At 67.6% G+C, this 25,536-nt stretch carries 27 protein-coding genes; 14 read left to right on the forward strand and 13 right to left on the reverse strand.

Annotated elements, in window-relative coordinates; translation table 11 throughout:
• Positions 1–7: 7 nt before the first annotated feature.
• Both VGN58_RS12415 and purE read right to left on the reverse strand, forming a co-directional pair.
• Positions 8–1,150, reverse strand: coding sequence for a 5-(carboxyamino)imidazole ribonucleotide synthase (locus tag VGN58_RS12415; protein ID WP_327483513.1), 1,143 nt, complete (start codon positions 1,148–1,150; stop codon positions 8–10).
• Positions 1,147–1,656 (reverse strand): 5-(carboxyamino)imidazole ribonucleotide mutase, encoded by a 510-nt coding sequence (gene purE, locus VGN58_RS12420; RefSeq protein ID WP_327483514.1) that lies wholly within the window; start codon positions 1,654–1,656, stop codon positions 1,147–1,149. Before purE ends, VGN58_RS12415 begins: the two co-directional genes overlap by 4 nt.
• Positions 1,657–1,717: 61 nt before the next feature.
• On the opposite strand from purE, the gene VGN58_RS12425 reads away from it, so the two are divergent.
• From VGN58_RS12425 to VGN58_RS12435, 3 genes are read left to right on the forward strand one after another with little or no spacing between them, the layout of a single operon-like run.
• Positions 1,718–1,987, forward strand: a complete 270-nt coding sequence (locus VGN58_RS12425; RefSeq protein WP_327483515.1) for a Trm112 family protein — start codon at positions 1,718–1,720, stop codon at positions 1,985–1,987.
• Entirely contained in the window at positions 1,984–2,850 is an 867-nt protein-coding gene (nadC, locus tag VGN58_RS12430; RefSeq protein ID WP_327483516.1) for a carboxylating nicotinate-nucleotide diphosphorylase, read from the forward strand. Before VGN58_RS12425 ends, nadC begins: the two co-directional genes overlap by 4 nt.
• On the forward strand, positions 2,847–3,188 hold the full coding sequence (locus tag VGN58_RS12435; RefSeq protein ID WP_327483517.1) for a DUF3301 domain-containing protein: 342 nt from the start codon (positions 2,847–2,849) through the stop codon (positions 3,186–3,188). The genes nadC and VGN58_RS12435 overlap by 4 nt, the downstream gene beginning before the upstream one ends.
• A gap of 43 nt (positions 3,189–3,231) precedes the next feature.
• Here the strand turns inward: VGN58_RS12435 and VGN58_RS12440 are convergent, their stop codons facing one another.
• From VGN58_RS12440 to VGN58_RS12480, 9 genes are all read right to left on the reverse strand, one after another.
• Positions 3,232–3,681 carry a ClpXP protease specificity-enhancing factor gene (locus VGN58_RS12440; protein WP_327483518.1) on the reverse strand — a complete coding sequence of 150 codons (450 nt, stop codon included), beginning with the start codon at positions 3,679–3,681 and terminating at the stop codon, positions 3,232–3,234.
• Positions 3,682–3,745: 64 nt separating this feature from the next.
• Positions 3,746–4,381: a glutathione S-transferase N-terminal domain-containing protein gene (locus tag VGN58_RS12445; protein WP_192269987.1), complete on the reverse strand. Its 636-nt coding sequence runs from the start codon at positions 4,379–4,381 to the stop codon at positions 3,746–3,748.
• Positions 4,382–4,561: 180 nt separating this feature from the next.
• Entirely contained in the window at positions 4,562–5,308 is a 747-nt protein-coding gene (locus VGN58_RS12450) for a cytochrome c1 (protein WP_327483519.1), read from the reverse strand.
• Positions 5,301–6,560, reverse strand: coding sequence for a cytochrome bc complex cytochrome b subunit (locus VGN58_RS12455; protein WP_327483520.1), 1,260 nt, complete (start codon positions 6,558–6,560; stop codon positions 5,301–5,303). The genes VGN58_RS12450 and VGN58_RS12455 overlap by 8 nt, the downstream gene beginning before the upstream one ends.
• Positions 6,561–6,563: 3 nt before the next feature.
• Complete coding sequence (gene petA, locus VGN58_RS12460) at positions 6,564–7,172, reverse strand: ubiquinol-cytochrome c reductase iron-sulfur subunit (RefSeq protein ID WP_327483521.1); 609 nt, start codon at positions 7,170–7,172, stop codon at positions 6,564–6,566.
• A 169-nt stretch (positions 7,173–7,341) separates the two neighbouring features.
• Complete coding sequence (locus VGN58_RS12465) at positions 7,342–7,977, reverse strand: hypothetical protein (protein WP_327483522.1); 636 nt, start codon at positions 7,975–7,977, stop codon at positions 7,342–7,344.
• Positions 7,978–7,994: 17 nt separating this feature from the next.
• A complete protein-coding gene (locus VGN58_RS12470; protein WP_327483523.1) occupies positions 7,995–9,470 on the reverse strand; it encodes a hypothetical protein in 1,476 nt (491 codons plus the stop codon).
• Positions 9,467–10,549 carry a hypothetical protein gene (locus tag VGN58_RS12475; protein WP_327483524.1) on the reverse strand — a complete coding sequence of 361 codons (1,083 nt, stop codon included), beginning with the start codon at positions 10,547–10,549 and terminating at the stop codon, positions 9,467–9,469. The genes VGN58_RS12470 and VGN58_RS12475 overlap by 4 nt, the downstream gene beginning before the upstream one ends.
• A gap of 177 nt (positions 10,550–10,726) precedes the next feature.
• Positions 10,727–11,623 (reverse strand): lytic transglycosylase domain-containing protein, encoded by an 897-nt coding sequence (locus VGN58_RS12480; protein WP_327483525.1) that lies wholly within the window; start codon positions 11,621–11,623, stop codon positions 10,727–10,729.
• 214 nt (positions 11,624–11,837) lie between these two features.
• On the opposite strand from VGN58_RS12480, the gene miaB reads away from it, so the two are divergent.
• The gene (gene miaB, locus VGN58_RS12485) at positions 11,838–13,274 is read left to right on the forward strand and encodes a tRNA (N6-isopentenyl adenosine(37)-C2)-methylthiotransferase MiaB (protein ID WP_327483526.1); all 1,437 of its coding nucleotides are present in this window, start codon (positions 11,838–11,840) and stop codon (positions 13,272–13,274) included.
• 9 nt (positions 13,275–13,283) lie between these two features.
• Here the strand turns inward: miaB and VGN58_RS12490 are convergent, their stop codons facing one another.
• The gene (locus tag VGN58_RS12490; protein WP_327483527.1) at positions 13,284–13,715 is read right to left on the reverse strand and encodes a hypothetical protein; all 432 of its coding nucleotides are present in this window, start codon (positions 13,713–13,715) and stop codon (positions 13,284–13,286) included.
• A gap of 119 nt (positions 13,716–13,834) precedes the next feature.
• Between VGN58_RS12490 and VGN58_RS12495 the strand changes: the two genes are divergently transcribed.
• From VGN58_RS12495 to VGN58_RS12540, 10 genes are all read left to right on the forward strand, one after another.
• On the forward strand, positions 13,835–14,179 hold the full coding sequence (locus VGN58_RS12495; protein WP_327483528.1) for a hypothetical protein: 345 nt from the start codon (positions 13,835–13,837) through the stop codon (positions 14,177–14,179).
• A gap of 29 nt (positions 14,180–14,208) precedes the next feature.
• Positions 14,209–15,195 carry a PhoH family protein gene (locus VGN58_RS12500; protein WP_327483529.1) on the forward strand — a complete coding sequence of 329 codons (987 nt, stop codon included), beginning with the start codon at positions 14,209–14,211 and terminating at the stop codon, positions 15,193–15,195.
• 94 nt (positions 15,196–15,289) lie between these two features.
• A complete protein-coding gene (gene ybeY / locus VGN58_RS12505; protein WP_277728962.1) occupies positions 15,290–15,778 on the forward strand; it encodes an rRNA maturation RNase YbeY in 489 nt (162 codons plus the stop codon).
• 4 nt (positions 15,779–15,782) lie between these two features.
• On the forward strand, positions 15,783–16,367 hold the full coding sequence (locus VGN58_RS12510; RefSeq protein WP_327483530.1) for a hypothetical protein: 585 nt from the start codon (positions 15,783–15,785) through the stop codon (positions 16,365–16,367).
• Positions 16,368–16,407: 40 nt separating this feature from the next.
• Positions 16,408–17,283, forward strand: a complete 876-nt coding sequence (locus VGN58_RS12515) for an HlyC/CorC family transporter (RefSeq protein ID WP_327483531.1) — start codon at positions 16,408–16,410, stop codon at positions 17,281–17,283.
• Positions 17,276–18,454 (forward strand): DUF4105 domain-containing protein, encoded by a 1,179-nt coding sequence (locus VGN58_RS12520; RefSeq protein ID WP_327483532.1) that lies wholly within the window; start codon positions 17,276–17,278, stop codon positions 18,452–18,454. The genes VGN58_RS12515 and VGN58_RS12520 overlap by 8 nt, the downstream gene beginning before the upstream one ends.
• 45 nt (positions 18,455–18,499) lie before the next feature.
• Positions 18,500–20,521: a glycoside hydrolase family 97 protein gene (locus VGN58_RS12525; RefSeq protein ID WP_327483533.1), complete on the forward strand. Its 2,022-nt coding sequence runs from the start codon at positions 18,500–18,502 to the stop codon at positions 20,519–20,521.
• 136 nt (positions 20,522–20,657) lie between these two features.
• Complete coding sequence (gene corA / locus VGN58_RS12530) at positions 20,658–21,671, forward strand: magnesium/cobalt transporter CorA (RefSeq protein ID WP_327483534.1); 1,014 nt, start codon at positions 20,658–20,660, stop codon at positions 21,669–21,671.
• A gap of 111 nt (positions 21,672–21,782) precedes the next feature.
• Positions 21,783–23,870 (forward strand): carbon starvation CstA family protein, encoded by a 2,088-nt coding sequence (locus tag VGN58_RS12535; RefSeq protein ID WP_327483535.1) that lies wholly within the window; start codon positions 21,783–21,785, stop codon positions 23,868–23,870.
• A gap of 3 nt (positions 23,871–23,873) precedes the next feature.
• Entirely contained in the window at positions 23,874–24,098 is a 225-nt protein-coding gene (locus tag VGN58_RS12540) for a YbdD/YjiX family protein (RefSeq protein WP_327483536.1), read from the forward strand.
• A gap of 136 nt (positions 24,099–24,234) precedes the next feature.
• Here the strand turns inward: VGN58_RS12540 and VGN58_RS12545 are convergent, their stop codons facing one another.
• Positions 24,235–25,494, reverse strand: a complete 1,260-nt coding sequence (locus VGN58_RS12545; protein WP_327483537.1) for a DUF819 domain-containing protein — start codon at positions 25,492–25,494, stop codon at positions 24,235–24,237.
• Positions 25,495–25,536: the final 42 nt, after the last annotated feature.

The raw sequence follows: 25,536 nt of genomic DNA on the forward strand, positions 1-25,536 counted from the left end.
GGCGGGACTACGCGGACAGGCGCGCCACGACGGGCGCCACCTGGGCATCGCGTCCCAGCGCCGCGCCCACGCGCGCCAACGCGCCGGCCAGCGAGGACGCGTCCTGCGCACGCAGCGTGGCATGCCCGACCTTGCGACCCGCGCGCGGCTCCTTGCCGTAGTCGTGCCAGTGCCCGCCCGCCTCCTGCAGCACGCCGCGCGCATCCGGCATGTCGCCGATCCAGTTGAGCATGCAGGCATGGCCCAGAACGCTCGTCTCGCCCAGCGGCAGACCCAGTACCGCACGCAGGTGGTTCTGGAACTGAGATGTTTCCGCGCCCTCGATCGTCCAGTGGCCGGAGTTGTGAACCCGCGGGGCCATCTCGTTGGCGAGCAGTCCGCCGTCCCAGTAGAACAGCTCCAGCGCGAACACGCCCACATAGTCCAGCGCCTCGGCCAACCGGCGCGCATGCGCGTACGCCGCCTCGGCCAACGTCTCATCGACGTGCGCGGGTGCCAGGCTCGCCGACAGCACGCCCTCGACATGCCAGTTCTCGGTCAGCGGCCACGTGCGGAATTCGCCGTCGCGACCCCGTACTGCGATCACGGACAGTTCCCGCTCGAACGGGATGAAGGCCTCGACGATCAACCCGACCGTGGCCGCCTGCGAACCCAACGCGTCCCAGGCCGCGTCGATGTCGGCCGGCGACTTGATGCGGAACTGGCCCTTGCCGTCGTAACCCAGCCGGCGCGTCTTGAGGATGCAGGTACCGCCGAGCCGTTCGACTTCGGCCCGCAGCGTCCCCAGGCTGTCCACGTCGGCGAACGCGCCGACCGGGATGCCGAGTTCCCGGAACAGCGTCTTCTCGACCAGGCGATCCTGCGCCACCGCCAGCGCGCGCGGATTGGGAAACACCGGAACGCGCGCGGCGAGCCATTCGGCGCTTTCGGCCGGCACGTTCTCGAAATCGAACGTCGCCACGTCCACCTTCGAGGCGAATTCGGCCAGTGCGGCCTCGTCGCGGTAATCGCCCACCAGCAACGGCGCGAACTGCCCCGCGCACGCGTCGGCGGCCGTATCCATCACCAGGAAGCGCACGCCGAGCGGCGCGCCGGAGAGCGCGAGCATGCGGGCCAGTTGCCCGCCACCCAGGATGCCGACCGTCGTCATAGCGGCTGGCGGGGATCGTCGTGCGCCATCACGTCGTCGGTCTGGCGTGTGCGGAACGTGTCGAGCGCGGCCCCGATGGCCGGATACTCCGGCGCCAGCAGTGCGGCGGCGAACAGACCGGCATTGGCGGCGCCCGCATTGCCGATCGCGAACGTGGCGACGGGAATGCCGGCCGGCATCTGCACGATGGACAGCAGTGAGTCCATGCCGTTGAGCGCCTTCGACTGCACCGGCACACCCAGCACCGGCACCGCGGTCTTCGCCGCCAGCATGCCGGGCAGGTGGGCCGCACCGCCCGCGCCGGCGATGATGGCGCGCAAGCCGCGCGATGCCGCCGCGTCCGCATACGCGAACAGCACGTCCGGCGTGCGGTGCGCCGAGACCACCTTCACTTCGTACGGAACACCCAGCGCATCCAGTTTCTGCGCTGCGTGCTGCATGGTCTCCCAGTCGGAGCGGGAACCCATCACGATGCCCACCACGGGGCTGGAAACGCTGGCGGTCATGGCCGTCCTCGGTCGCAAAGACGTATTCTACCCTCCTGACCGAATCGCCGAACGAGTCCCCATGGACCGCAAACTGCTGGACCTGCTGTGCTGCCCCACCACCCGCCAGCCCCTGGCCGTGCTCGACGCGCGCGGGCTGGAAGCGCTCAACCGCGCCATCGGCGAGGGACAGGTCAAACGCGCCGACGACAGCGTACAGACCGAGCCGCTGCGCGAGGCGCTGGTGACGCACGACCGCAAGACCGTCTACCGGGTCGAGGACGGCATTCCCGTGCTGCTGGCCGAGGAGGCCATCGCCACCGCACAGGCCGGCGACTTCCCGGCACGATGAGCGCGCATCCGACGCCGCCACCCGCCGAGGCCATCGCCGAGGACGTCCGCCGTGCGCTGGCGGAGGATGTCGGTGCGGGCGACGTGACCGCAGCGCTGTTGCCCGACACCGCGGACATCGCTTACCTGTTGTGCAAGGAAGAAGCCGTCATCGCCGGTCGGCCGTGGTTCGATGCCTGCCATCGCGCGCTCGATCCCGACGTGCGGATCGAATGGCGCGTGCAGGAGGGCGATCGCGTGCCCGCCGGCACCGTGCTGGCCACGCTGGCCGGTCGCGCGCGCGCGCTCGTCACCGCCGAGCGCGCATCGCTGAACTTCCTGCAGACGCTGTCCGGCACCGCCACCGTCACCGCGGCGTATGTCGACGCCGTGCGCGGCACCGGCTGCACCCTCCTCGATACGCGCAAAACCCTGCCCGGCCTGCGGCTGGCGCAGAAGTACGCGGTCCGTTGCGGCGGCGGGCAGAACCACCGCATCGGCCTGTACGACGCGGTGATGCTGAAGGAGAACCACGTGCGCGCGGCCGGCTCGCTGACGGCGGCCATCCGGTCCGCCCGCAGTGCGCAACCGTCGCTGCCGCTGATCGTGGAAGTGGAAACCCTGGCGCAGCTCGACGAGGCGCTGGCCGAAGGCTGCGAACGCATCCTGATCGACGACTTCGATGCCGACACCCGGCGGGAAGCCGTCCGCCGCGCCCGGGCTGCACCTTACGCAGGCCGCATACCGCTCGAAGTGTCGGGCGGCGTCGACCTGACCACACTGCGCGAGATCGCCGCCGATGGCGTCGACTTCGTCTCGATCGGTGGCCTGACCAAGCACGTCCGCGCCATCGACCTGTCGATGAAGCTCGGTCCCGCCCCATGAACCTGTCGCCGCTCAGCGCCCTGCTGTGGCTGATCGCTGGCGGCGCCGCGTTCGCGTACTGGAACGCCGCGCGTGCCGCCGCCGAACGCGCCGGCATGCTGGGACGGAATGCCTGCAAGGCCGCAGGCGTCATCTGGCTGGACCAGAGCGTCCACGCGAACGGCCTGCGCCTGCGTCGCGGCGACGATGGCTGGCTGGGTTTCGAGCGGAGCTTCCGATTCGAGTATTCGTACGATGGCGTCGACCGCCATGTCGGGCGACTGGTGCTGCGCAAGGGTCAGCTGATTTCGTTCGTCGGGCCGATGGCGCCCTCGATCACGTCGATCGAGCCGCACTGAACCGCACTGCCCGCGCGCCGTGGCGGTCAGGCGGGGAGACGGTTCACTTCACCACGCGCAGGAACGGCGGGCGCTTGCCGGCCGGCGGCGGCGGATCGTCGTCGGGGGGCGTGTCCTGGGAGCTGGCGGCATCGTCGTCGCCACTGGCGTCGGTGTCGTGCGGCACGTCGTCCGGCAGCGCCATGCCCTGCCCGGTCTCGCGCGAATAGATCGCCAGCACGGCGCCGATCGGCACATGGACCGCATGGCTCACGCCGCCGAAACGCGCGGTGAAACTGACCGCGTCGTTGTCGATCATCAGCCGCACCACCGCACGCTCGGCGATGTTCAACACCACCTTGCCTTCCTTCACCGCACTCGCGGGCACCTGCACGCCGGCCATCGTCGCGTCGACCAGCAGGTGCGGGGTCATGCCGTTGTCGGCGATCCACTCGTTCAACGCCCGCAGCAGGTACGGACGGTGGCTGGTCATGCGGGTGTGTGCGTCGGTCATTTCACGTCTCGAAGACCGCGCACGATGCGGCATCGCGCCTGGCCTGGCGTTGCACGGCGGCGGGTCAGGCCGGGATCTCGCGCAGCTTCTTCTCCGCATCCGTCAGGCTGCGCAGGAAGCCGGGATGCCGGAAGATGCGGTTGCCGTAGTCCTCGATCGCCTTGCCGTCCTTCGGCAGCGGCACGTCCAGCGACGGCAGGCGCCAGATGATCGGGGCCATCGCGCAATCGGCCAGGCTCATCTCGGGATTGAGGAAGAACTTGCTCGCCTTGAACAGCGGCACCGACGCGGTCAGCAGTTCCTTCAGGCGCTTGCGGCCGGCTTCGGCCTGCTGCTTGTTGCCCAGTTGGATGGCCTGCACCTGCGGCACCCAGTCGTGCTCGATGCGCAGCATGGCCAGCCTGAGGCGCGCGCGGGACAGCGGATCCACCGGCATCAGCGGCGGATGCGGATAACGTTCGTCCAGGTATTCGCTGACCACCGAGGCGGCGTACAGCACCAGGTCGCGCTCCACCAGGGTGGGCACGGAATGGTAGGGATTCAGATCGATCAGATCTTCGGGCGGGTTCTGCGGATCCACCGGCACCAGGTCGTAACTCACGCCCTTGGCGGCGAGTACCAGCCGCACGCGGTGGCAGAGCACATCATCGGTGGAGGAAAACAACGTCAGTGTATTGCGCATACGTGGGCTCGCAGCCATTCACGGCTCTCCGACGACCGGAATCCGCCGATCGTACCGACGCCGCCAGCCCCTTGCTGACGGTCGCCACGGTCCCTGAGTGTGCAATCCGCGCCGGGAAAAGCCAAGCAATCCACTTGGCTCTTTCCTGCCGAAGCGGGCCCTGCGGCCCGTCCGCGGCGTCGGATGCGCGACGCCGCGTTAGTGGACGTCCTTCCAGTACTCCTGCTTCAGCAGGTAGGCCAGGAACGTCAGCGCCGCCAGGAACAGGATCACCCACACGCCGATGCTCTGGCGCTTCAGGGCCGCCGGCTCGCCGACATACTCCAGGAAGTTGGTGATGTCGCGCGCGGTCTGGTCGAATTCCTGCGCGCTCTGCCGTCCGGCCTGGGTGACTTTCAGGCTTTCCACGTGGCGCTCGCCGGTGGCGGGATCGACCGCACCGAACTCGGCGTGCTGCAGGCCCTGCAGCTCCCACAGCGGGTTGGGCATGGACGCGTTGGGGAACAGCTTGTTGTTCCACCCCAGCGGACGCGATTCGTCCAGGTAGAAGGACTTCAGGTAGGTGTAGATCCAGTCGCTGCCGCGCACGCGCGAGATCACGCTGAGGTCCGGCGGCATCTTGCCGAACCACTTCTCGCCGCCAGCGACGGGCATGGACACCTGCACCTGCTCGCCGAACTTGGCGCCGGTGAAGTTGAGGTTCTTCATCACCTCGTCCTCGGTCAGGCCCAGGTCCTCGGCCATGCGCGAATAGCGCATGTACTTCAGCGAGTGGCAGCCGGCGCAGTAGTTCATGTACAGCTGCGCGCCGCGCTGCAGCGAGGCGCGGTCGCCCAGGTCGTTGCCGGCCTGGAGCGTGGCACCGCCGCCGGCGGCGAAGGCGGAGAACGAAATCAGCAACCCGCTGGCGAAGACAGCTAGGCGAGAGGCGAAAGTCTTAGTCATGCGTCGTCACCCGCGCGGGCACTGGCTTGGTCTTGTCGATCTTGGTCCAGATCGGCATGGTCAGGAAGAACAGGAAGTAGAACGCGGTCAGGAAGCGGCCCACGATGGTTTCCACCGGATCCGTACCCGGGCCGGCGCCGATCTTGCCCAGCCACACGAAGCTGATCGCGAACAGGCCCAGCAGCACCTTGGACAGCACGCCGCGGTAGCGGTAGGACTTGACCTTGGCGCGGTCCAGCCACGGCACCAGGAACAGGATCGCGATGGCGCCGAACATCACCAGCACGCCGCCGAGCTTGTCGGGCACCACGCGCAACATGGCGTAGTAGGGCGTGTAGTACCACACCGGCTTGATGTGCGCCGGGGTGACCAGCTTGTTGGCTTCGGTGAAGTTGTCGTGCTCGAGGAACCAGCCGCCCATGGCCGGCGCGAAGAACACGATGAAGGCGGCGAAGATCAGGAAGCAGCCGACGTAGAAGCCGTCCTTGACCGTGTAGTACGGATGGAACGGCACGCCGTCGGCCGGCGCGGTGGGCGACCAGCGGTTGCCCTTCGGGCCCTTCTTGATCTCCACGCCGTCGGGGTTGTTGGAGCCGACTTCGTGCAGCGCGAAGATGTGCAGCACCACCAGCAGCAGCAGCACCAGCGGCAGCGCGATGACGTGCAGCGCGAAGAAGCGGTTGAGCGTGGCGTCGCTGGGCAGGTAGTCGCCCATGATCCACTCGGTCAGGCCGTTGCCGATCACCGGGATGGCGCCGAACAGCGAGATGATGACCTTGGCGCCCCAGAACGACATCTGGCCCCACGGCAGCACGTAGCCCAGGAAGGCTTCGGCCATCAGCACCAGGTAGATCAGCATGCCGAGGATCCACACCAGTTCGCGCGGCTTCTGGTACGAGCCGTACATCAAGCCGCGGAACATGTGGATGTAGACGACGATGAAGAACAGCGAGGCGCCGGTGCTGTGCATGTAGCGGATCAGCCAGCCCCACTCCACGTCGCGCATGATGTATTCGACCGAGGCGAAGGCTTCCGCCGCGCTCGGCTTGAAGTGCATCGTCAGGAAGATGCCGGTCAGGATCTGGTTGACCAGCACCACGATCGACAGCACGCCGAAGATGTACCAGATGTTGAAGTTCTTGGGCGCGTAGTACTCGCTCATGTGCTTGCGGTACACGGGCATGAAGCCCGGCGCGCGCGCATTGAACCAATCCATCACGCCGTCGGCGGTACGGGAAAAGATGTTCGCCATGGCTTAGGCCCCCTGCGGGTCGAGGCCGACGACGATGGTCGTGTCGTTCTCGTAGTAATGCGGCGGCACCACCAGGTTGGTGGGTGCGGGCACGCCCTGGAACACGCGGCCGGCCATGTCGAAGCGCGACTTGTGGCAGGGGCAGAAGTAGCCGCCCTTCCAGTCAGGATCGTACGGCTCGGGCTTGATCTCGGCGGCCATTTCGGGCGAGCAGCCCAGATGGGTGCACAGGCCGACCAGCACGGAGATCTCCGGCTTGATCGAGCGCGTCTCGCCGGTGATGTAGGCGGGCTGCTGGTCCTTGTTGGCCGACTGCGGGTCGCGCAGGTTGGCGTCCAGGGTGGGCAGCGCGTCCAGGATCGCCTTGGAGCGCTTGACGATCCAGATCGGCTGGCCGCGCCATTCCAGGATCAGGCGCTGGCCTTCCTGCAGGCCGGTCAGGTCGGCGGTCACCGGGGCGCCGGCCAGCTTGGCTCGGGCGCTCGGATTCCACGACTTGATAAAAGGTACAGCTGCAATACCGGCACCTACTGCACCCACCACGGCGGTGGTCGCAGTCAGGAACCGGCGTCGGCCCGTATTCACAGGCCCATTGACCCCATCGATGGCCATCCGGCACTCCGCAAAACAATCAGGTAGCTAAAAAGGCTGCCAAGGCCCGCCCCAACCCACGGGACCGGCGGCAAAAACACAGCGAAGTGTAACGGATGGCTTAACAGGCCGACAATCCGCCGCGCCATCCGCCAGGCGCAGCGGTGGGTGCGGCAGGCGAAGAAGCGCCTCAGTTGCCCGCCGGCTCGGGTTCCGGGCGGGCCTTGACCGGCCGATACTGCCTGCGGTCCCCGTGTCCCCGGCCCTGCAGGTCCACGTTGGCGCACAGCCCTTCCCCGCACTTCGCCAGATCGGCCCTGCCGATCCGCTGGCCGAGGTCCGCCTCGACCGCGAACTGCCCCGCCTGTCGCCAGGCATGCCAGGCCCACAACGACGACCCCACCGCCAGGGAGACGCCTCCGAGGCCGAGCCACAGCAGGCTCTTCACGACCACGGTGCGCTGCATGCCGGCCAATGCGGCCATCTGGCGGCCCGCGGCGGAACCGATGCGCCCCATCGCCTGGACGGTCTGATCGATCCTGTCCCCGGCTTCGTCCAGGGGCGCCCGCAGTCCGCGCGCGAGCACCTGCTGTCCCTGCGCCTCCATGGCCTGCAGCGCCTCGGTGGCGAACCATTGCCCCCCGTCCCTCATGTCCCCTGCGGCCGACAGCAATGCCGACTGCGCCAGGCCCAGCTGCTGGCGCGCCTGGTCATGCTCCTGCTGCTGGATCTCGAGCATGCGCGCCGTCTGGGCCAGCAGCCGCTTTTGCGTTTCCACGATATCCAGCAGCAGCGCCTGCATCCGCTGTGCGTCCTGTGTCTCCATATGCCTGCTCCTGTGCGTCAGCCCCTGACCATGACGGGCTGTTCCGGCATGCGCTGCCGTTCCGACCACGCCACGTCCTGGTGCGTTGCCTCCATGGCCTGCCGGTGCTCGGCCGCGAGTCCGTCCCGGGCCTGCCGGTCCATCGCCTGCACGTGCGGCTGCTGGCCGTACTCGCGCGTCATGGCGGCGCGTGCCTCCCGGTCGCCACGCTCGCTGGCGGCCAGGAAACGTTCGAGATAGTCCTCTTCGGCGGTCCTGGGAACATGCGAGGCCTCGGGGCGGCCGCCAGCCTCCGGTTGCGGCGGCCGGGGCGGCGGCTGGGCAGGCGGCTGCCCGTCGCCAGCGTCACGACGCGGCGGATCGGGCACGGCACGCGGTGGCGCGTCGGCGCCCAGCACCTCGGCCCTGACATCACGGAACAGACCGGTGGTGGTATCCGTCAGCACGTACTGCCAGCGTTGCTGGCCTGGATTCGCGTAGGCCACTCGCATGAACTCATCGAACCGGTCCGGATGGAGCGTCTGGCAACCGGCGGAGTACGTATTGTCCCCGCCGCCCCGATGGATCTTGAAGGTGTTGTTCAAGGCTTCCAGCCCGTTGAGGTCGGCGGTGGTGAAGTAGCCATCGGCGTTCGTGTCGCGACGCACCATGTCCTGTCCTTCCGCCACCGCCGCAGCGCTGGGGCGAAAAGAACGATGCCGATCTCCGCCATGCCTCGCTCCGATCATTTCGATCGTGCCGGGTTGCAGGCGCCCCAGGTCGCGGGTGCCATCGGCGTCCGCGTCACGACCTTCGATCTTGCGCGGCGCAAGGACGTGCTCGAACCCGACGGACGCCTCCCGTGCCGGGGCCGGCCGCAGCGAATCCGCGAACAGCCGGCGGCCATTGCTGCCGGCATGATGGTCGTACTGCGCGGTGGGCTCGGTATTGGCCAACTCGGCGATGTACAGGCTGCGCGCGCCATCGGCATTCCGGTGCAGCACCACCAGGTGGTCGTCGTAGACGCCAGTCCCGCGCAGTCGCCCGTCCTCGGACACCAGCGTGGAGTTCTCCTGCCGCAACCCGAGCAGGACGCTGTGGTTGTCGCGGCGCAGGGCATCGAAGGCCGCCCGGTTGCCGCGCGCCTCCACGATGCTGGCGTACACGTCGAATTGCTGTGCCTCCGACAGGGTGCCAAGTTCGTTCGGTACGTTCGGATCCGTGCTTCGACTGAAGGCCGGCAGGCGCGGGGCCGCCAGGGCTTCCTGCAAGCGGTCCAGGGCCACGGCATGTTCGGGCAGTCCGGCCCACCGCAGCCCGGCGAGTTCGTCGCGCGCACCGGCCGCCACGTAGCGATCCAGTGCTTCCTGGACTGCTTGTGGTTCGCCGCGGCGTTCCTGCTCCAGCAGGCGCAGGGCTTCCGCCTGCCGGCCCTGTTGCAACTGGGCGATCACCCGGTCGGCGCTGGCGCGGATGTCGATATCCGTTCCGGTCGCAGCGTGGGGATTCGTCATGGCGTCCTCCGGGTCGGCCAATCGGTGTCGTAGTCAAGGAACGGGTCGCTTCGTCGGCCCCTGGTCAGTTCGCCATCGCACTTGAAATCCGGTCGCGAAAGGCTGCAATACCATCGTGGCCACAAGGCATCGGAGACGCGGTCGCGTTGGTCGAAGGCCTTGCCGTTCCAGACGGCGAAGCCGAAGTGGGCATCGAATGTCACTACCCCGTCATAGCGACGCGGCTCGGACTCCGGAAACGGCTCCTCGCCCGGCGGACTCGCGCGCCATCGGAACGTGGGGGCGTAACTCAACTGACTGCTATCCAGTCGGGGTGACCCTGCGCTGTACTTGTGCCGCTCGCCCCGCGGAATGACAGGCTTGGGCAACAAGGCCCGGGTGACATCCTGCAGTCGCCCGTCCGCTCGCCTGCGGTACAGGCGGTGGTCGCGGAACGTCAGCGGGCAATCACCCGCTTCCAACTCGTCGTAGCCCCCGTCGAACTCGAGGCGGTTGCGCGCCGCTTCGTCCATGCAGATGAAGGGCCCCTCCACGAAGTACACCGTGTCGGCCGGGTCCTTGCCTTCGAAGGAGCGGACAACGAACCAGGTACCACGTGCCCCCACATGGGCCATGTAATCCGGCCGCTCTCCAAAGCCCGGCATGGCTAGGTAGTGCTGCGGCTGGCGCAGGTACTTCACGCGCACGGCCGCAGGCAGGTGGATGTCGGCCACCGGGATGTCCCTCACCACCTCCGCCAACGGGCGCGGGATCAGGCCAAAGCACGGGCGATGGAGCGTGCCGTGTTCGAGCTGCCCCTCGTATATGGACGGTGCACCGGGGCACCTTCTCGCACCCAGCGCGAGCTCTGTCACATAGGGCTGCCACGGCACGGGCGCGGCGATGGAAGCCTCGGGCAGCCCGGACAGGTCGAGCGCGGGACCGGTGGCCTTCGATGGCAAGGGCGCCTGCACCCCAGGGCTGCTGCACGCGGCCACCACGGCACACAACGCGGCGGACAAGCAGCCTCGAAGCATCACCGTACTCATGCGCGCCCGAAGGTGCGCCACGACTGCGCGCTGCCCATGAGGAATCTTCATGCTGCCTCCCGGTCCCTGTGGATGGGCGGCCGCCAACGTACGCAACCGCTCAGCGCATGCTGCACCGCGCGCGGCCACGCTGGCTATTCACATTTGCAGGCGCGCGCCGGCAGCGTGCGTCGTTCGATCATGTGCCTTGAGGAGGACGTCCCGTGACGCGGGACGCATCGCCGCGCGTCAGCGCGCGGCGACAGCCTGGCGGTAGCGGTCGGCCAGCACGGCCACGCGCTGCACGTAGCGCTGGGTTTCCTTGTACGGCGGCACGCCGCCATGGCGGTCCACCGCGCCTTCGCCGGCGTTGTACCCGGCGGCAGCCAGCGTCAGGTTGCCGTTGAAGCGCTTCAGCAGCCAGGCGAGGTACTGCGCGCCGCCGCGGATGTTCTGCCCGGCGTTGTAGGAGTCGGTCACGCCGAACCGGCGCGCCGTGGCCGGCATCAGCTGCATCAGTCCCTGCGCACCCGCGTGCGAGAGTGCCATCGGGTTGTAGGACGATTCGGCGTGCATGATCGCGCGCAGGATCGCCTCTTCCACGCCGAACTCGCGCGAGGCGGCGGCGATCTCGGCCTGGTAGGCCGAGGTGTTCAGGCGCAGGCGGCCGAAGTCGACGCTCGGGTTGCCGCAGGCGAAGCAGGTTTCGATGTAGCTGTACTTGATGGTGCGCAGGCTGGCCACCTGGGTACCGCGCTGTGGGCGCGCGCTGGTGTAGTGGCGCACGCCATCCTTGATGTAGGAGTAGACCTGCCCGCTGACCACGCGGCGCGGGCCCGTCGCGGCCGGTGCCGGTGCCGGCGCGGCGGCCGGAACGAGGGCGCCGGCCGAGTCGGACAGCGCCGGAGCGCTGGCGGCCCCGACAGCCGGGATGTTTTCGACCGGACGGGAAACCGAGGCGACCTGGGTCGGGCGGCTGCGGTCGGGCGTGTAGCGGCTGACGATCTCGCACTGGGAACCACTGACGCGCTTGCTGACGTAGGCCGGCACACCGTCGGTGCCGGTGCACTTGTACAGCGTGCCCGCGCTGGCCGGCAGTGCGGTCAACGCGGCCAGCACGGCCAGAAGCGTCAGAGTCCCCCTCATGGCGCGCAGTGTCCCGAATTCCCGGGGGATTGCCAAGTCCTTGTCCAACAAAGGTTTCCTCCAATCTGTGCCGCCGGTCGGAGTTCGACGCATCGGCGACACGGCAGCCCGGTCCGGGCCTGATGTCCCTATCAACGCCATCGGGACCGGCTTCCGGCCGCCCGTGCGCGTAAACTACGCCGCCCTGCCCGCCCACCCGACTGGATTAAGCGCCATGACCGGGACGCAAGCCCCCGCACTGCCGACCACGGCCGGCCCCGCCGCGACCGACTCCGACCTTGTTCCCCTGCCCATCGGTCGCCCCCGTGCGCCGGAGCAGGTGCGCGGAAAACTCTTCATCAAGACCCACGGGTGCCAGATGAACGAGTACGACTCGGCCAAGATGGCCGATGTGCTCGCCGCCTCCGACGGCCTGGAGCTGACCGACAACCCCGAAGAAGCCGACGTGGTGCTGGTCAACACCTGCTCCATCCGCGAGAAGGCGCAGGAAAAGGTGTTCAGCCAGCTCGGCCGCTGGAAGGCGCTGAAGGCCGGCGGCCGCGACGTCATCATCGGCGTCGGCGGCTGCGTGGCGTCCCAGGAAGGCGAGGCGATCGTCAAGCGCGCGCCCTACGTGGACCTGGTGTTCGGCCCGCAGACGCTGCACCGTTTGCCGGAGCTGATCCGCGCCCGCCGCGAGCAGAACAGGCCGCAGGTGGACATCAGCTTCCCCGAGATCGAGAAGTTCGACCGCCTGCCCGAGCCGCGTGCCGAAGGCCCGTCGGCGTTCGTGTCGATCATGGAAGGCTGCTCCAAGTACTGCTCGTTCTGCGTAGTGCCCTACACCCGCGGCACGGAAGTCAGTCGTCCGTTCGAGGACGTGCTGGTGGAAGTGGCGCAGCTGGCCGCGCAGGGCGTGCGTGAGATCAACCTGCTCGGCCAGAACGTCAACGCGTACCGTGGCCCCTACGGCGAAGGCGAAGTCGCCGATCTCGGCCTGCTGATCCGCACCATCGCCGAGATAGACGGCATCGGCCGCATCCGCTTCACCACCTCGCACCCGCTGGAGTTCAGCGACTCGCTGGTGGATGCGTACCGCGACGTGCCGCAGTTGGCCAACTTCCTGCACCTGCCGGTGCAGGCCGGCAGCGACCGCGTGCTGTCGGCGATGAAGCGCGGCTACACCGCACTGGAGTTCAAGCAGAAGATCCGCAAGCTGCGCGCGGTGCGCCCGGACATCTCGATCAGCTCCGACTTCATCGTCGGCTTCCCCGGGGAGACCGATGCGGATTTCGAGAAGACGATGAAGCTGATCGAGGACGTCGGCTTCGACCAGAGCTTCAGTTTCATCTACTCGCGCCGCCCCGGCACGCCCGCCGCGGACCTGGAAGACGACACGCCGGACACCGTGAAGCACGCGCGCCTGGATCGCCTGCAGCAGCACATCAACGCCTACGCCGCGGGCATCTCGCAGCGCATGGTCGGTACGGTGCAGTCGGTGCTGGTGGAAGGTCCGTCGAAGAAGAACCCGAACGAGCTGACCGGCAAGACCGAGAACATGCGGTCGGTGAACTTCCCCGCCCATCCGCGGCTGGTCGGGCAGTTCGTCGACGTGCTGATCACCGAGGCGCTGTCCAATTCGCTGCGCGGACGCATCGTCGGCACCGACTGATGTCGCACCTCAGCCGACGGGTGGCAGAGGCACGCCGTCGCGCTCGTTGTCCCAGATCATGTGGATGATCTTCCAGCCGTCCTCGCCCTTGTAGAGCTGGATGCTGTTGATGCCGCGCCGCTCAGGTACCGCGTCGCCGGGCGCATGCCGCGCCTCGTAGGCGCTCCAGACGTGCGCGATGTTGCCGAACACGCGGACTTCCCGCCCGGTCTCGACCTCGAAGAAATCCGTTTCCGCCAGCAGCGCGTCCGCATTGGCGCGGTACTCCGCCAGCGAGAACGACTGGCGCCACGGGTGTCCCTGTTCGTCCACTCCGGTGCGGATCTGCCGGCAGTCGGGGTGGAAGACGGCGTCCTGCGTGGACCAGTCGCGCGGACCGGCCGGGCCGGAAATCATCGCGTACATGGCGTCCACCACCTCACCGATCCTCGTGTGCTCCATCGCCGCGCTCCACGTCCTGGACAGGTCGGCAGCCTAGCAGCCCGCGCCGCCTGGCCCGCAAGCGTGCCGACCGGTGTTGATGTTTCCTTCCCGACCGACGCGGTACGCTTCGGTTCCCCTTGAGTTCGCCCGGAATCGCCGCCATTTCCTCCGACAGCCCGCGCCTGTGGGTGTTCACCCTGGAAGCCCGCCCCCTGCCCGACAGTCCCGACTTCGTCGAGGCCGGCGGAGCGTTCGTGACCTGTTACCTGCGGCCCACGTTCGCCCCCGACCCGATGCGCCGTGCCATCGCCTTCGTCCGCGAGCAGGGCTGGGAGGTGATCGCGGTGGAGGACGAGCCGCTGCAGATCGAGCGCCACGACGCGCCCGAGGGCGAACACTTCGACCAGGCCCTGGTCGACGACGAGGTCTATGTCTTCCACCAATGGCCGGTGGACGACGCAGACGAACACACGCGCCATTGACCCCACGCCACGAGATGCCCGCCGCCCCCATGACTGCCTCCGCCACCCACGAATTCACCCTGCAGCCCGAGAACGTCGAGCGCCTGGCCAATCTGGCGGGCCCGTTCGATGCGCACCTGCGCCAGATCGAACTGCGCCTGGGCGTGGAGATCGCCAACCGCGGCGCCATCTTCCGCGTGACCGGGCCCGAGAAATCGGCGGCCGCCGCCGAGAAGCTGCTGCATGCGCTGTACGAAGAGTCCGCCAGCGAGACCTTCGACAGCGAGGCCATCCATCTGCGCCTGAACGCGGCCAACGTGGACCGCGTTGCCGAGGCCGACTACGCCCCGCAGGACGTGGCCATCAAGGTCAAGCGCGGCACCGTGCGCGGCCGCGGCGCCAACCAGGCCAAGTACCTGCATGCCATCGCCACCCACGACATCAATTTCGGCATCGGTCCGGCCGGCACCGGCAAGACCTTCCTGGCCGTGGCCAGCGCGGTCGAGGCGCTGAACGAATCGCGCGTGCAGCGGCTGATCCTGGTGCGCCCGGCGGTGGAGGCCGGCGAGAAGCTGGGCTTCCTGCCCGGCGACCTGAGCCAGAAGGTCGACCCCTACCTGCGCCCCCTGTACGACGCGCTGTACGAAATGCTGGGCGTGGAGAAGGTGGTCAGGCTGCTGGAGAAGAACGTCATCGAGATCGCGCCGCTGGCTTACATGCGCGGTCGCACGCTCAACGATGCGTTCGTGATCCTCGACGAGGCACAGAACACCACCATCGAGCAGATGAAGATGTTCCTCACGCGCATCGGCTACGGCAGTACTGCCGTGGTCACCGGCGACCTCACCCAGATCGACCTGCCCAAGCACCAGAAATCCGGCCTGAAGGACGCGCTGGAGGTACTACGGGGCGTGGACGGCATCTCGTTCAACTTCTTCACCAGCCGCGACGTGGTGCGTCATCCGCTGGTGGCGAAGATCGTGCGGGCTTACGATGCACGCGATGGCAAGGATGCGGAGACGGAGCCGGCCGCGTGACAACTGTAGCGTCGAGCTTGCTCGACTGCTTTGCTCCGCAGGATGACGATGCCACGCGCAGTCGAGCAAGCTCGACGCTACCGAGACATACCCCATGACCCAAGGTCCCGTCCGCCTCGAAGTCGCCGTCAACTACGCGCTGCCGCGCGCGGGCATTCCGTCCGCGGTGAGTTTCCGCAAGTGGGTCGCGGCGGCGTTGAAGGGCCGCATCCGTGAAGCCGACCTGGCCATCCGCATCGTCGACAGCAAGGAGGGCCGCGCGCTCAATCGGCACTACCGGGGCCGCGACTACGCGACCAACGTGCTGAGCTTTCCGGCCGAGATGGCCGAGGGCGTCAAGCTGCCCAAGGGCGTGAAGATGCCCCTGCTCGGCGACCTGGTGATCTGCGCCCCGGTCGTCGCGCGCGAGGCGAAGGAACAGAAGAAGCCGCTGGCCGCGCACTACGCGCACATGACCGTGCACGGCGCGCTGCATCTGCTGGGCTGGGACCACGAGGACGACAAGGAAGCCGAATGCATGGAACAGCTCGAACGCGAAATCCTGGCCGAACTCGGCATCGCCGACCCGTATGCGGAAGACTGACCTCATGCTGCGCGTCCTGACCTTCGCGCCGCTGCTGGCGCTGTGGCTGCCGCCGTCCGCCGCCGCGCAGGACACGCGGCCGGACCTTGCCGCCCTGATCGAGTGCCGTGGCGATCTGGGCCAGCTCACCGCGCTGGCGCCGGTGCTCGAGGATCCGCTGAAAGCGCTGGCCCAGGGGTGGCAGCCGCTGCCGCAGGCCAACATGTTCATGAGCGAGTACCGCCTGCTTTCGCCGATCCGGGTCTTCGGGCACGACACGCAGCACGTCGCCTTCTCCGGCGGCGGCGTGGTCGCCGTGCTCGACCTGCCCGATCCGCGGCCGCTGGCGAAGCAGCTGGCGCTCGAAACCGCCATCGACACCCCCGCCAAGGCCATGTTCGGCAAGGAAGTCCGCAGCCAGGAGACCCTGGATCCGGACTCGGGCAAGGCGCTGATCGACTCGGCCGTCCTCAACGTCAGCAACGTGTCCTCGCATCCCGGCAAGACGCTGGCCGGCTGCAGCTACAGCCTGGACCTGGCCGAGGACGAGGCCGAGGAACCGGACGCGGACGTCGCCTCGCCGCCTGCACCCGCCGTCCAACCGCGCTAGACTGCGCGCAACGCCCGCTGCGGGCGACCTTTCCCCCGAGATGTCAGAAGACGACAGTACCCTCGCGCCGGAAGGCTCCGACAGACCGTCGGAGAAACGGCGCACCTGGCTGGACCGCCTCAGTTCGGCGTTCTCCGGCGAACCCAGCACACGCGACGACCTGGTGGCCATCCTGCGCGATGCGCAGTCCGACGGCCTGATCGCCGGCGACACCCTCAGGATGATGGAAGGCGCCATCGCGGTCGCCGACCTGACCGTGGGCGACGTCATGGTGCCGCGCGCGCAGATGGTCTCCCTGCCGGTCGAGGCGCGCTTCCTCGACCTGATGAAGGAGGTGGTCGAGTCGGGCCATTCGCGCTTCCCGGTGCATGGCGAGAACAAGGACGAGATCCTCGGCATCCTGCTGGCCAAGGACCTGTTGCGCGGCGTGGTGGCCGACAACGGTCCGGGCAGCGTGCGCGAGCTGCTGCGGCCGGCGGTGCTGATTCCCGAGTCGAAGAAGCTCAACCTGCTGCTCAAGGAGTTCCGGCTGTCGCGCAACCACATGGCGATCGTCGTGGACGAGTACGGCGGCGTGGCCGGCCTGGTCACCATCGAGGACGTGCTGGAACAGATCGTCGGCGAGATCGACGACGAACACGACGAAGCCGAGGACGGCGCGGCATTGATCGCGGCGCAGGCCGACGGCCAGTACGTGGTGGATGCGCTGACGCCGATCGCCGACTTCAACGAGCGCTTCGGTGCCGACTTCCTCGACGACGAATACGACACCGTCGGTGGCCTGATCACCGCCGCCATCGGCCACCTGCCGGAAACCGGCGAAGAGCTGACCCTGGGACGCTTCATGTTCCGCGTCGCCCGTGCCGATGCGCGCCGCGTGCACGCCTTCCACGTCGGGGTGCTGGCCGATGCGTAACGCGGCCGCACGCCTGGCGCTGCTGGGCGTGCTGTGGCTGCTGGCGGCCAGCGCATGGGCGGCACCGCGGATCGGCGTGGCGACGATGGCGCCGGGCGAGGTGTTCTTCGAGCGCTTCGGCCACAACGCGATCGTCGTGGTCGATCCCGCCACGGGCGATGCGATCTCGTACAACTTCGGCTTCTTCGATCCGGGCGAAGCCGATTTCGTCGGCAACTTCGCCCGCGGCCACATGATGTATTACCTGGTCGCGCTGCCGTTCGAGCAGGATCTGGCGCAGTACCGCGACAGCGGACGCGGCGTGTCGCTGCAGTGGCTGGATATCGATCCGGCACAGGCGCAGGCACTGGCAGCTGCGCTGGCCGAGCGGGCGAAGCCGGAGAACGCACGCTACCGCTACGACTACTTCACCTCCAACTGCTCCACCCAGGTGCGCGATGCGCTGGACGCCGCGCTCGGCGGCCGGCTGAAGTCGCAGCTGGCTGGGCGCTCGCGCGGCAACACGTTCCGCAGCGAAGCGGTGCGGCTGGCCTCGCCGGCCACGTGGATGTGGCTGGGCTTCGACCTGGGCCTCGGCCCGAATGCGGACAAGCCGATGTCGCGCTGGGAGGAAGCCTACGTGCCGATGCGCCTGGCCGACAGCCTGCGCGAGGCGAAGAACGCGGCCGGCCGTCCGTTGGTGCAGTCGGAAATGCAGCTGCTGCCGCACCGTATCGCCGCCGAACCGGCGGAAACGCCTCGCCGCTGGCTGCCCTGGCTCGGTGCCGGCGTACTGCTCGCGATCGTCGTCGCGCTCGCCGGACGGCGCTGGCCGCGCGTCGTTGCGGGCCTCGCCATACCGTTCTGGCTGCTGTGCTTCGTTGCCGGCGGCGTGCTGGTCTATCTGTGGGGCTTCACCGAGCACTGGGCCGCGTGGGCCAACCGCAACCTGCTGCTGCTGAACCCGCTGTGCCTGCTGCTGGTGCCTGGCGCAATTTCCGTGCTGCGCCGCCGCACGCCACCGGCCTGGTTCGGATGGCTGGCGGTGGCAATTGCGACGGGCGCCATGGTCGCGTGGTTCCTGCACTGGCTGCCGTTGCGGCTGCAATACAACCAGACCTGGATTGCGCTGCTGCTGCCCGTGCACCTCGCGCTTGCATACGTATTCATGCCGCGGCGCTTGTCGCGCTGAGCCATGCCACGCACGATGCGGCCCTCTGCTCACCGCGAGGGTCGCATGCTCCGTTTCCTTTCCACGCTCGCCGTGTTCGCCGTCGCGGCAACCGCACATGCGGGGCCCGGTCCGCGGATCGCCTCTCCCGACGGATCCATCGTGGTGGAACTGTCCACCGACAACGACGGCCGTCCCGCCTACGCCGTGTCGCGCAAGGGACAGCCCGTCCTCACGCCGTCCCGCCTCGGCTTCCTGCTGCTGGAGGCGCCGAAGTTCGAGCGCAACCTCGAGATCGTGCAGCCGCGCACCCGGACGTTCGATGAGACCTGGGAACAGCCCTGGGGTGAGCGCCGCTACATCCGCAACCACTACAACGAACTGACCGTCACGCTGAAGGAAAAGGCCAAGCCGTTCCGCCAGTTCGACGTGGTGTTCCGCGTGTTCGACGACGGCGTGGGCTTCCGCTACCGCTTCCCGAAGCAGGCAGGCCTGGAGCAGGTGAAGATCGGCGAGGAGCTGACGGAGTTCTCGCTGGCGCGCGATGCGACGGCGTGGTGGATCCCGGCCGGTGAATGGAACCGCGAGGAGTACCTGTACCACCGCACGCCGGTGCAGCAGGTCGGCGATGCGCAGACGCCGATCACCTTCAAGTTCGACGACGGCACCCACCTGTCGATCCATGAGGCCTCGCTGGTCGACTACAGCGGCATGAACCTGACCCGCGTCGAGGATCGTCGCCTGAAGGCCGACCTGACGCCCGGCATCGGCGAAGGCAAGGTGGTGCGCGCCGCACCGTTCGACACGCCGTGGCGCACGCTGCTGCTGAGCGACGACGCCGCGGGCCTGGCGATGTCCAGCCTGACGCTCAACCTCAACGAGCCCAACGCGCTCGGCGACGTGTCGTGGGTGAAGCCGATGAAGTACGTCGGCGTGTGGTGGGAAATGCACCTGGAGCTGAAGAGTTGGGCGTCGGGACCGAAACACGGCGCCACCAACGAGAACGTGCGCAAGCACATCGACTTCGCCGCCAAACACGGTTTCGGTGGGGTGCTGGTGGAAGGCTGGAATGTCGGCTGGGACGGCGACTGGTTCGGCAATGGCGAGGATTTCAGCTTCACGAAGTCGTATCCCGATTTCGATCTGGAAGCCCTGAGCGCCTATGCGCGTTCGAAGAACGTGGTGCTGATCGGCCATCATGAGACGTCAGGCAACGCCGCGCACTACGAAGCGCAGTTGGGCGATGCCTTCGACCTGTACCAGCGCGTCGGCGTGCCGGCGGTGAAGACCGGCTACGTCGCCGATGCCGGTCAGGCCAAGGTCACCGGCACCGACGGCAAGCGCCACTATGCGTGGCATGAAGGCCAGGACATGGCGCGCCATCACCTGAAGGTGGTGACCGAAGCCGCCAAGCGCCGCATTTCGGTCAACCCGCACGAACCGGTCAAGGACAGCGGCCTGCGCCGTACCTACCCGAACTGGATCACCCGCGAGGGCGCGCGCGGCATGGAGTTCAGCGCCTGGGGCCAACCCGGCAACCCGCCCGAGCACGAGGCCAACCTGGTGTTCACGCGCCTGCTCGCCGGCCCGATGGACTACACACCCGGCATCTTCGGCATGAAGACCCGCTCCACCGATGGCATCGCCACCACCTGGGCCAAGCAGCTGTCGCTGTATGTCGTCATCTACAGCCCGCTGCAGATGGCCGCCGACCTGCTGGAGAACTACGAGAAGAACCCGGCGCCGTTCCAGTTCATCAAGGACGTGCCGGTGGACTGGGACGACACGCGCGTGCTGAACGGCGAGGTGGGCGACTACGTGACCATCGCGCGCAAGGAGCGCGGTGGCGACGACTGGTATCTCGGTTCGCTGACCGACGAGGATGGCCGCACGCTGAGCGTTCCGCTGTCCTTCCTCGACGAGGGCCGCCGATACACCGCGCAGATCTACCGCGACGGCGACAAGGCCCACTGGAAGACCGCGCCGCAGGACATCGTGATCGAAGAGCGCAGCGTCGCCCGCGGCGATACGCTGACGCTGAAGCTCGCGCCCGGTGGTGGGCAGGCGATCCGGTTCGTGGCGCAGTGACATGAACCAGGTTGTGGGAGCGACGTAAGTCGCGAACGGGATCAGATGCGCTGGACCTTCCATCGCGACTGACGTCGCTCCCACAACAGCGGATACGGGCTTGTCGGACGCGGCGGCGTGGCGCACGATCCCCGCCATGAACGACCTCGCGAACTCCGACACGAAGCCCGCCCTGCCCCAGTGCGTCATCAACTGCGTGGTCTACGACCAGGGCGGCAAGCGGCGCGACATCGGCCTGGACGAGATCAGCGATGTCCTCGCCGTCGACGACGGCAGTTTCATCTGGGTGGGGCTGTACGAGCCGGCCGATACGATCCTGGAGAAGCTGCAGGAGGAGTTCTGCCTGCACGACCTGGCCGTGGAGGACGCGCAGAACGCACACCAGCGACCCAAGCTGGAGGCCTACGGCAACTCGCTGTTCGTCGCGGTGCATACCGCTCAGGTGGTCGACGACCGCATCCGGTTCGGCGAGACGCATGCTTTCCTCGGCCCGCGCTACCTGGTGACGGTGCGCCACGGCGCGTCGCTGTCGTACGCACCGGTGCGCGAGCGCGTGCAGCGCGAACCGGAGCTGCTGGCGCTCGGTCCCTCCTACGGCCTGTATGCGGTGCTCGACTACGTGGTCGACAACTACCGGCCGATCATCGACCAGTTCAAGCAGACGCTGGACACACTGGAAAAGGACATCTTCTCGGACACCTATCGACGGGTGACCGTGGTGAAACTGTACGAGCTGAAGCGCGAACTGACCCAGATGCGGCTGGCGGTCGCGCCGCTGCAGGATGTGCTGGCGCAGTTGACCCGTTCGCAGAGCGCGCTGATCCCGGAAGAAGTGCGGCTCTACTTCCGCGACGTGCAGGACCATGTACTGCGCGTCAACGAATACACCGACACCCTGCGCGAGATGCTGACCACCGCGCTCAGCGTGAACCTGTCGCTGGTGACGCTGGCGCAGGGCGAGATCGTCAAGCGGCTGGGTGCCTGGGCCGCGCTGCTGGCAGCTCCGACCCTGATCACCAGCTGGTACGGCATGAACTTCAAGCACATGCCGGAACTGGGCGGCCGTTTCGCCTACCCCGTCCTCATCGCCGGCGTGGCACTGGCCTGTTTCGGGCTGTATCGCCTCTTCAAGCGCTCGCGCTGGCTCTGAGTCCCTGCAACCCCGGACTGCGACCAAAGTCGAAGGCCGAATCCGGCGTTACGGATTGACCGGCCCCGCGCATGGGGGGACCCTTGTGGCGACTTGCCGGAGGGTGTCCGAATGAATGGTTTTTCCAAGATCGGCTGGGCCGCGCTCGCGCTGCTCGGTGCGGCGTGCCTGGGTGTGGTGGCTCTGCGCCAGGGCGAGCAGATCAGCGCGCTGTGGATCGTGGTGGCGGCGGTGTCCATCTACCTGGTCGCCTACCGCTACTACAGCCTGTACATCGCGAAGAACGTGATGGGCCTGGACCCCACCCGGGCCACGCCGGCGCACCTGAACAACGACGGCCTGGACTACGTGCCCACCAACAAGCACGTGCTGTTCGGCCACCACTTCGCCGCCATTGCCGGCGCCGGCCCGCTGGTCGGCCCGGTGCTCGCCGCGCAGATGGGCTACCTGCCCGGCATGCTGTGGCTGATCACCGGCGTGGTGCTGGCCGGTGCGGTGCAGGATTTCATGGTCCTGTTCATCTCCAGTCGCCGCAACGGCCGCTCCCTCGGCGACCTGGTCCGCGAGGAAATGGGTCAGGTGGCCGGCACCATCGCGCTGTTCGGCGCCTTCCAGATCATGATCATCATCCTGGCGGTGCTGGCGATGATCGTGGTGAAGGCGCTGGCCGAAAGCCCGTGGGGCATGTTCACGGTGATCGCCACCATGCCCATCGCGATCTTCATGGGCGTCTACATGCGTTACATCCGGCCCGGCAGGATCGGCGAGATCTCGGTGGTCGGCATCGTCCTGCTGCTGCTCGCCATCTGGTTCGGCGGCAAGGTTGGCGCGCATCCGACCTGGGGCCCGGCCTTCACCTTCACCGGCACCCAGATCACCTGGATGCTGATCGGCTACGGCTTCGTCGCCGCCGTGCTGCCCGTATGGCTGCTGCTGGCGCCGCGCGACTACCTGTCGACCTTCCTGAAGATCGGCGTGATCGTCGCGCTGGCCATCGGCATCGTCATCGCCAGCCCGGAAGTGACCTCGCTGAAGATGCCGGCGTTCACCGAGTTCGCCGCCAGCGGCGACGGACCGGTCTGGAAAGGCGGACTGTTCCCGTTCCTGTTCATCACCATCGCCTGCGGCGCGGTGTCGGGCTTCCATGCGCTGATCAGCTCGGGCACCACGCCCAAGCTGCTGGCCAACGAGATGCACACCCGTTACATCGGCTACGGCGGCATGCTGATGGAATCCTTCGTGGCGATCATGGCGCTGGTGGCCGCGTCGATCCTGGACCCGGGCATCTACTTCGCGATGAACAGCCCCGCCGCCGTCCTCGGTACCGACGTGCAGAGCGCGGCCGCGGCGGTCAGCAACATGGGCTTCGTGATCACGCCGGAGGCGCTCGAGCTGAAGGCGCAGCAGATCGGCGAGCACACCATCATCTCGCGCGCCGGCGGCGCACCGACGCTGGCCGTGGGCATCGCGGTGATCCTGCACGATGCCCTGCCCGGCGGCGACGCGATGATGGCGTTCTGGTACCACTTCGCCATCCTATTCGAGGCGCTGTTCATCCTGACCGCGGTGGATGCGGGCACGCGCGCAGGCCGCTTCATGCTGCAGGACCTGCTGGGCAACTTCATCCCCCCGCTGCGCAAGACGGATTCCTGGGGCGCGAACGTCATCGGCACCGCCGGCTGCGTCGCGCTGTGGGGCTACTTCCTGTACCAGGGAGTGGTGGATCCGTTAGGCGGCATCAATACGTTGTGGCCGCTGTTCGGCATCGCCAACCAGATGCTGGCCGGCATCGCGCTGATGCTGTGCACGGTGGTGCTGTTCAAGATGAAGCGCGACCGCTACGCATGGGTCACCATCGTGCCGGCCGTGTGGCTGCTGATCTGCACGACCTATGCGGGGCTGATCAAGATCTTCGACGGCAATCCCGCCGTGGGTTTCGTGGCGCAGGCGAAGAAGTACCAGGCCGCCATCGCCGACGGCCAGCTGCTCGGCGCCGCCAAGAGCATGGGCCAGATGCACCAGGTGGTGGTCAACAGCTACGTCAACACCGCGCTGACGGTGCTGTTCCTGTTCGTGGTGTTCAGCGTGCTGTTCTATGCCGTACGCGCGATCGCCAAGGCACGCGCCAGCAGCGTGAGGACCGATCGCGAGACGCCGTACGTGGCGCTGAGCGACGAACAGCAGAAGGTCTGGCTGTAAGCCATGGGTACCGCCCTCGTCCCGCTCTCCCACTTCGCCACGCACAAGCGCGTGTGGCGGAGGCTGGTGCAGACGGCCCGGCTGTGCTGCGGCGTGCCGGACTACGACAACTACGTCCGGCATGTGCTGGAGAACCATCCCGACCGCGAACCGATGGACTACAAAACGTTCTTCCGGGAACGGCAGGAGGCCCGGTTCGGGGGCAGGAGCGGATTCCGCTGCTGTTGAGCGCTCAGGGAATGCGGAACGGAAAAGGGCGAAGCCGTCGGCTTCGCCTTTTTTGATTCCTGTAGGAGCGACGTGAGTCGCGACGTTGATGTTTCCGGTCGCGACTCACGTCGCTCCTACAGCATTTCCGTCAGCCCTACCCCGCCATGCCGCGCAGCAGGATCCCGGTGATGTACGCGCAGTACGTTCCCAGGGCATAACCGAACACCGCCAGCAGCACCGCCACCGGCGCCAGCGAGGGATGGAATGCGCTGGCGACCACCGGAGCCGATGCCGCCGCGCCGATGTTGGCCTGCGATCCCACCGCGGCGAAGAACAACGGCGCCTTGATCAGCTTGGCCACGATGAAGAGCAGCAGGCCGTGCGTGACGATCCAGATCGCGCCCAGCAGGAACAGCCACGGCTTGTCGACCAGTGCCTTCAGGTCCATGTGCATGCCGATGGTGGCGATCAGCACGTACAGCATCGCGGTACCGACCTTCGAGGCCCCGGCGCCCTCCATCTGCCGCGCGCGCGTGAAGCTGAGCAGCAGGCCGACCGTGGTGGCGATCACCACCATCCAGAAGAACGTGGAGGTCAGGCTGAACTCTTCCAGCCTCCATTCCGCCGGCAACGTCCTGATCCACTCGACCAGTGGCGTGGCGAGGAAGTGCGCCAGGCCCGTGGTGCCTAGGCCGATGCCCAGGATGATCATCAGGTCGGTCAGCGTGGGATTGCGTGCGTGCTGCGCGTGGTAGTTCTCCATGCGCTGGCGCAGGTCGTCGATGACCCGGGTATCGGCCCCCATCCAGCGGTCGATCTTCGCCGCGCGCGGGATCAGGAACAGCAGGAACGCCATCCAGACGTTGGCGACCAGGATGTCCACCGCGACGAACTGCCCGAACAGCGTGGAATCGACGGCGAAGACTTCCTTCATCGCGGCCTGGTTGGCGCCACCGCCGATCCAGCTGCCCGCGAGCGTGGCCATGCCGCTCCAGGTATCGCCGGCCACGGTCTCCGGATGGATGATGCCCAGTGCGACGAACGACACGAGGGCGCCGAGCATCACGCCTGCCGTACCGGTCAGGAACATGATGATCGCCTTGGGGCCCAGCCGCAGTATCGCGACGAGATCAATAGCGATGCAGAACAGCGCCAGCGAGCTGGGCAGCATGTAGTCGCGCGCCATCGCGTACAGTCCGGACGCATTGCCGTCGATCAGGCCGAAACTGTTGTAGATCGCCGGCAGCAGGTAGCACATCAGCAGCGCCGGCACGACGGCATAGAACTTCTTCCAGGCGCCGGCCGGGCGCGAGGCGCCCCAGAACACGAACGCCAGCGTGGCGGCGAGCAGGCCCATCACGACGGCGTCGTTCTGGATCAGCGCGGTGGATGGTGCGGTGGCTTCGATCGCCATCGGTCGGGACTCCCAGCGGACTTCGGAAACGACGATGGCCGG

The sequence above is a fragment of the Pseudoxanthomonas sp. genome (genome assembly GCF_035999195.1).
GTDB lineage: Bacteria > Pseudomonadota > Gammaproteobacteria > Xanthomonadales > Xanthomonadaceae > Pseudoxanthomonas_A.

Excerpts from the sequence above, each read along its gene's own strand:
- ybeY (WP_277728962.1), top strand. The coding sequence starts at position 15,290 with ATGACCCAAGGTCCCGTCCGCCTCGAAGTCGCCGTCAACTACGCGCTG.
- miaB (WP_327483526.1), top strand. The coding sequence starts at position 11,838 with ATGACCGGGACGCAAGCCCCCGCACTGCCGACCACGGCCGGCCCCGCC.
- nadC (WP_327483516.1), top strand. The coding sequence starts at position 1,984 with ATGAGCGCGCATCCGACGCCGCCACCCGCCGAGGCCATCGCCGAGGAC.
- VGN58_RS12490 (WP_327483527.1), bottom strand. The coding sequence starts at position 13,715 with ATGGAGCACACGAGGATCGGTGAGGTGGTGGACGCCATGTACGCGATG.
- VGN58_RS12435 (WP_327483517.1), top strand. The coding sequence starts at position 2,847 with ATGAACCTGTCGCCGCTCAGCGCCCTGCTGTGGCTGATCGCTGGCGGC.
- corA (WP_327483534.1), top strand. The coding sequence starts at position 20,658 with ATGAACGACCTCGCGAACTCCGACACGAAGCCCGCCCTGCCCCAGTGC.
- VGN58_RS12415 (WP_327483513.1), bottom strand. The coding sequence starts at position 1,150 with ATGACGACGGTCGGCATCCTGGGTGGCGGGCAACTGGCCCGCATGCTC.
- VGN58_RS12540 (WP_327483536.1), top strand. The coding sequence starts at position 23,874 with ATGGGTACCGCCCTCGTCCCGCTCTCCCACTTCGCCACGCACAAGCGC.
- VGN58_RS12515 (WP_327483531.1), top strand. The coding sequence starts at position 16,408 with ATGTCAGAAGACGACAGTACCCTCGCGCCGGAAGGCTCCGACAGACCG.
- purE (WP_327483514.1), bottom strand. The coding sequence starts at position 1,656 with ATGACCGCCAGCGTTTCCAGCCCCGTGGTGGGCATCGTGATGGGTTCC.
- VGN58_RS12425 (WP_327483515.1), top strand. The coding sequence starts at position 1,718 with ATGGACCGCAAACTGCTGGACCTGCTGTGCTGCCCCACCACCCGCCAG.
- VGN58_RS12455 (WP_327483520.1), bottom strand. The coding sequence starts at position 6,560 with ATGGCGAACATCTTTTCCCGTACCGCCGACGGCGTGATGGATTGGTTC.
- petA (WP_327483521.1), bottom strand. The coding sequence starts at position 7,172 with ATGGCCATCGATGGGGTCAATGGGCCTGTGAATACGGGCCGACGCCGG.
- VGN58_RS12525 (WP_327483533.1), top strand. The coding sequence starts at position 18,500 with ATGCTCCGTTTCCTTTCCACGCTCGCCGTGTTCGCCGTCGCGGCAACC.
- VGN58_RS12520 (WP_327483532.1), top strand. The coding sequence starts at position 17,276 with ATGCGTAACGCGGCCGCACGCCTGGCGCTGCTGGGCGTGCTGTGGCTG.
- VGN58_RS12450 (WP_327483519.1), bottom strand. The coding sequence starts at position 5,308 with ATGACTAAGACTTTCGCCTCTCGCCTAGCTGTCTTCGCCAGCGGGTTG.
- VGN58_RS12545 (WP_327483537.1), bottom strand. The coding sequence starts at position 25,494 with ATGGCGATCGAAGCCACCGCACCATCCACCGCGCTGATCCAGAACGAC.
- VGN58_RS12465 (WP_327483522.1), bottom strand. The coding sequence starts at position 7,977 with ATGGAGACACAGGACGCACAGCGGATGCAGGCGCTGCTGCTGGATATC.
- VGN58_RS12480 (WP_327483525.1), bottom strand. The coding sequence starts at position 11,623 with ATGAGGGGGACTCTGACGCTTCTGGCCGTGCTGGCCGCGTTGACCGCA.
- VGN58_RS12440 (WP_327483518.1), bottom strand. The coding sequence starts at position 3,681 with ATGACCGACGCACACACCCGCATGACCAGCCACCGTCCGTACCTGCTG.
- VGN58_RS12475 (WP_327483524.1), bottom strand. The coding sequence starts at position 10,549 with ATGAAGATTCCTCATGGGCAGCGCGCAGTCGTGGCGCACCTTCGGGCG.
- VGN58_RS12535 (WP_327483535.1), top strand. The coding sequence starts at position 21,783 with ATGAATGGTTTTTCCAAGATCGGCTGGGCCGCGCTCGCGCTGCTCGGT.
- VGN58_RS12500 (WP_327483529.1), top strand. The coding sequence starts at position 14,209 with ATGACTGCCTCCGCCACCCACGAATTCACCCTGCAGCCCGAGAACGTC.
- VGN58_RS12510 (WP_327483530.1), top strand. The coding sequence starts at position 15,783 with ATGCTGCGCGTCCTGACCTTCGCGCCGCTGCTGGCGCTGTGGCTGCCG.
- VGN58_RS12470 (WP_327483523.1), bottom strand. The coding sequence starts at position 9,470 with ATGACGAATCCCCACGCTGCGACCGGAACGGATATCGACATCCGCGCC.
- VGN58_RS12445 (WP_192269987.1), bottom strand. The coding sequence starts at position 4,381 with ATGGCTGCGAGCCCACGTATGCGCAATACACTGACGTTGTTTTCCTCC.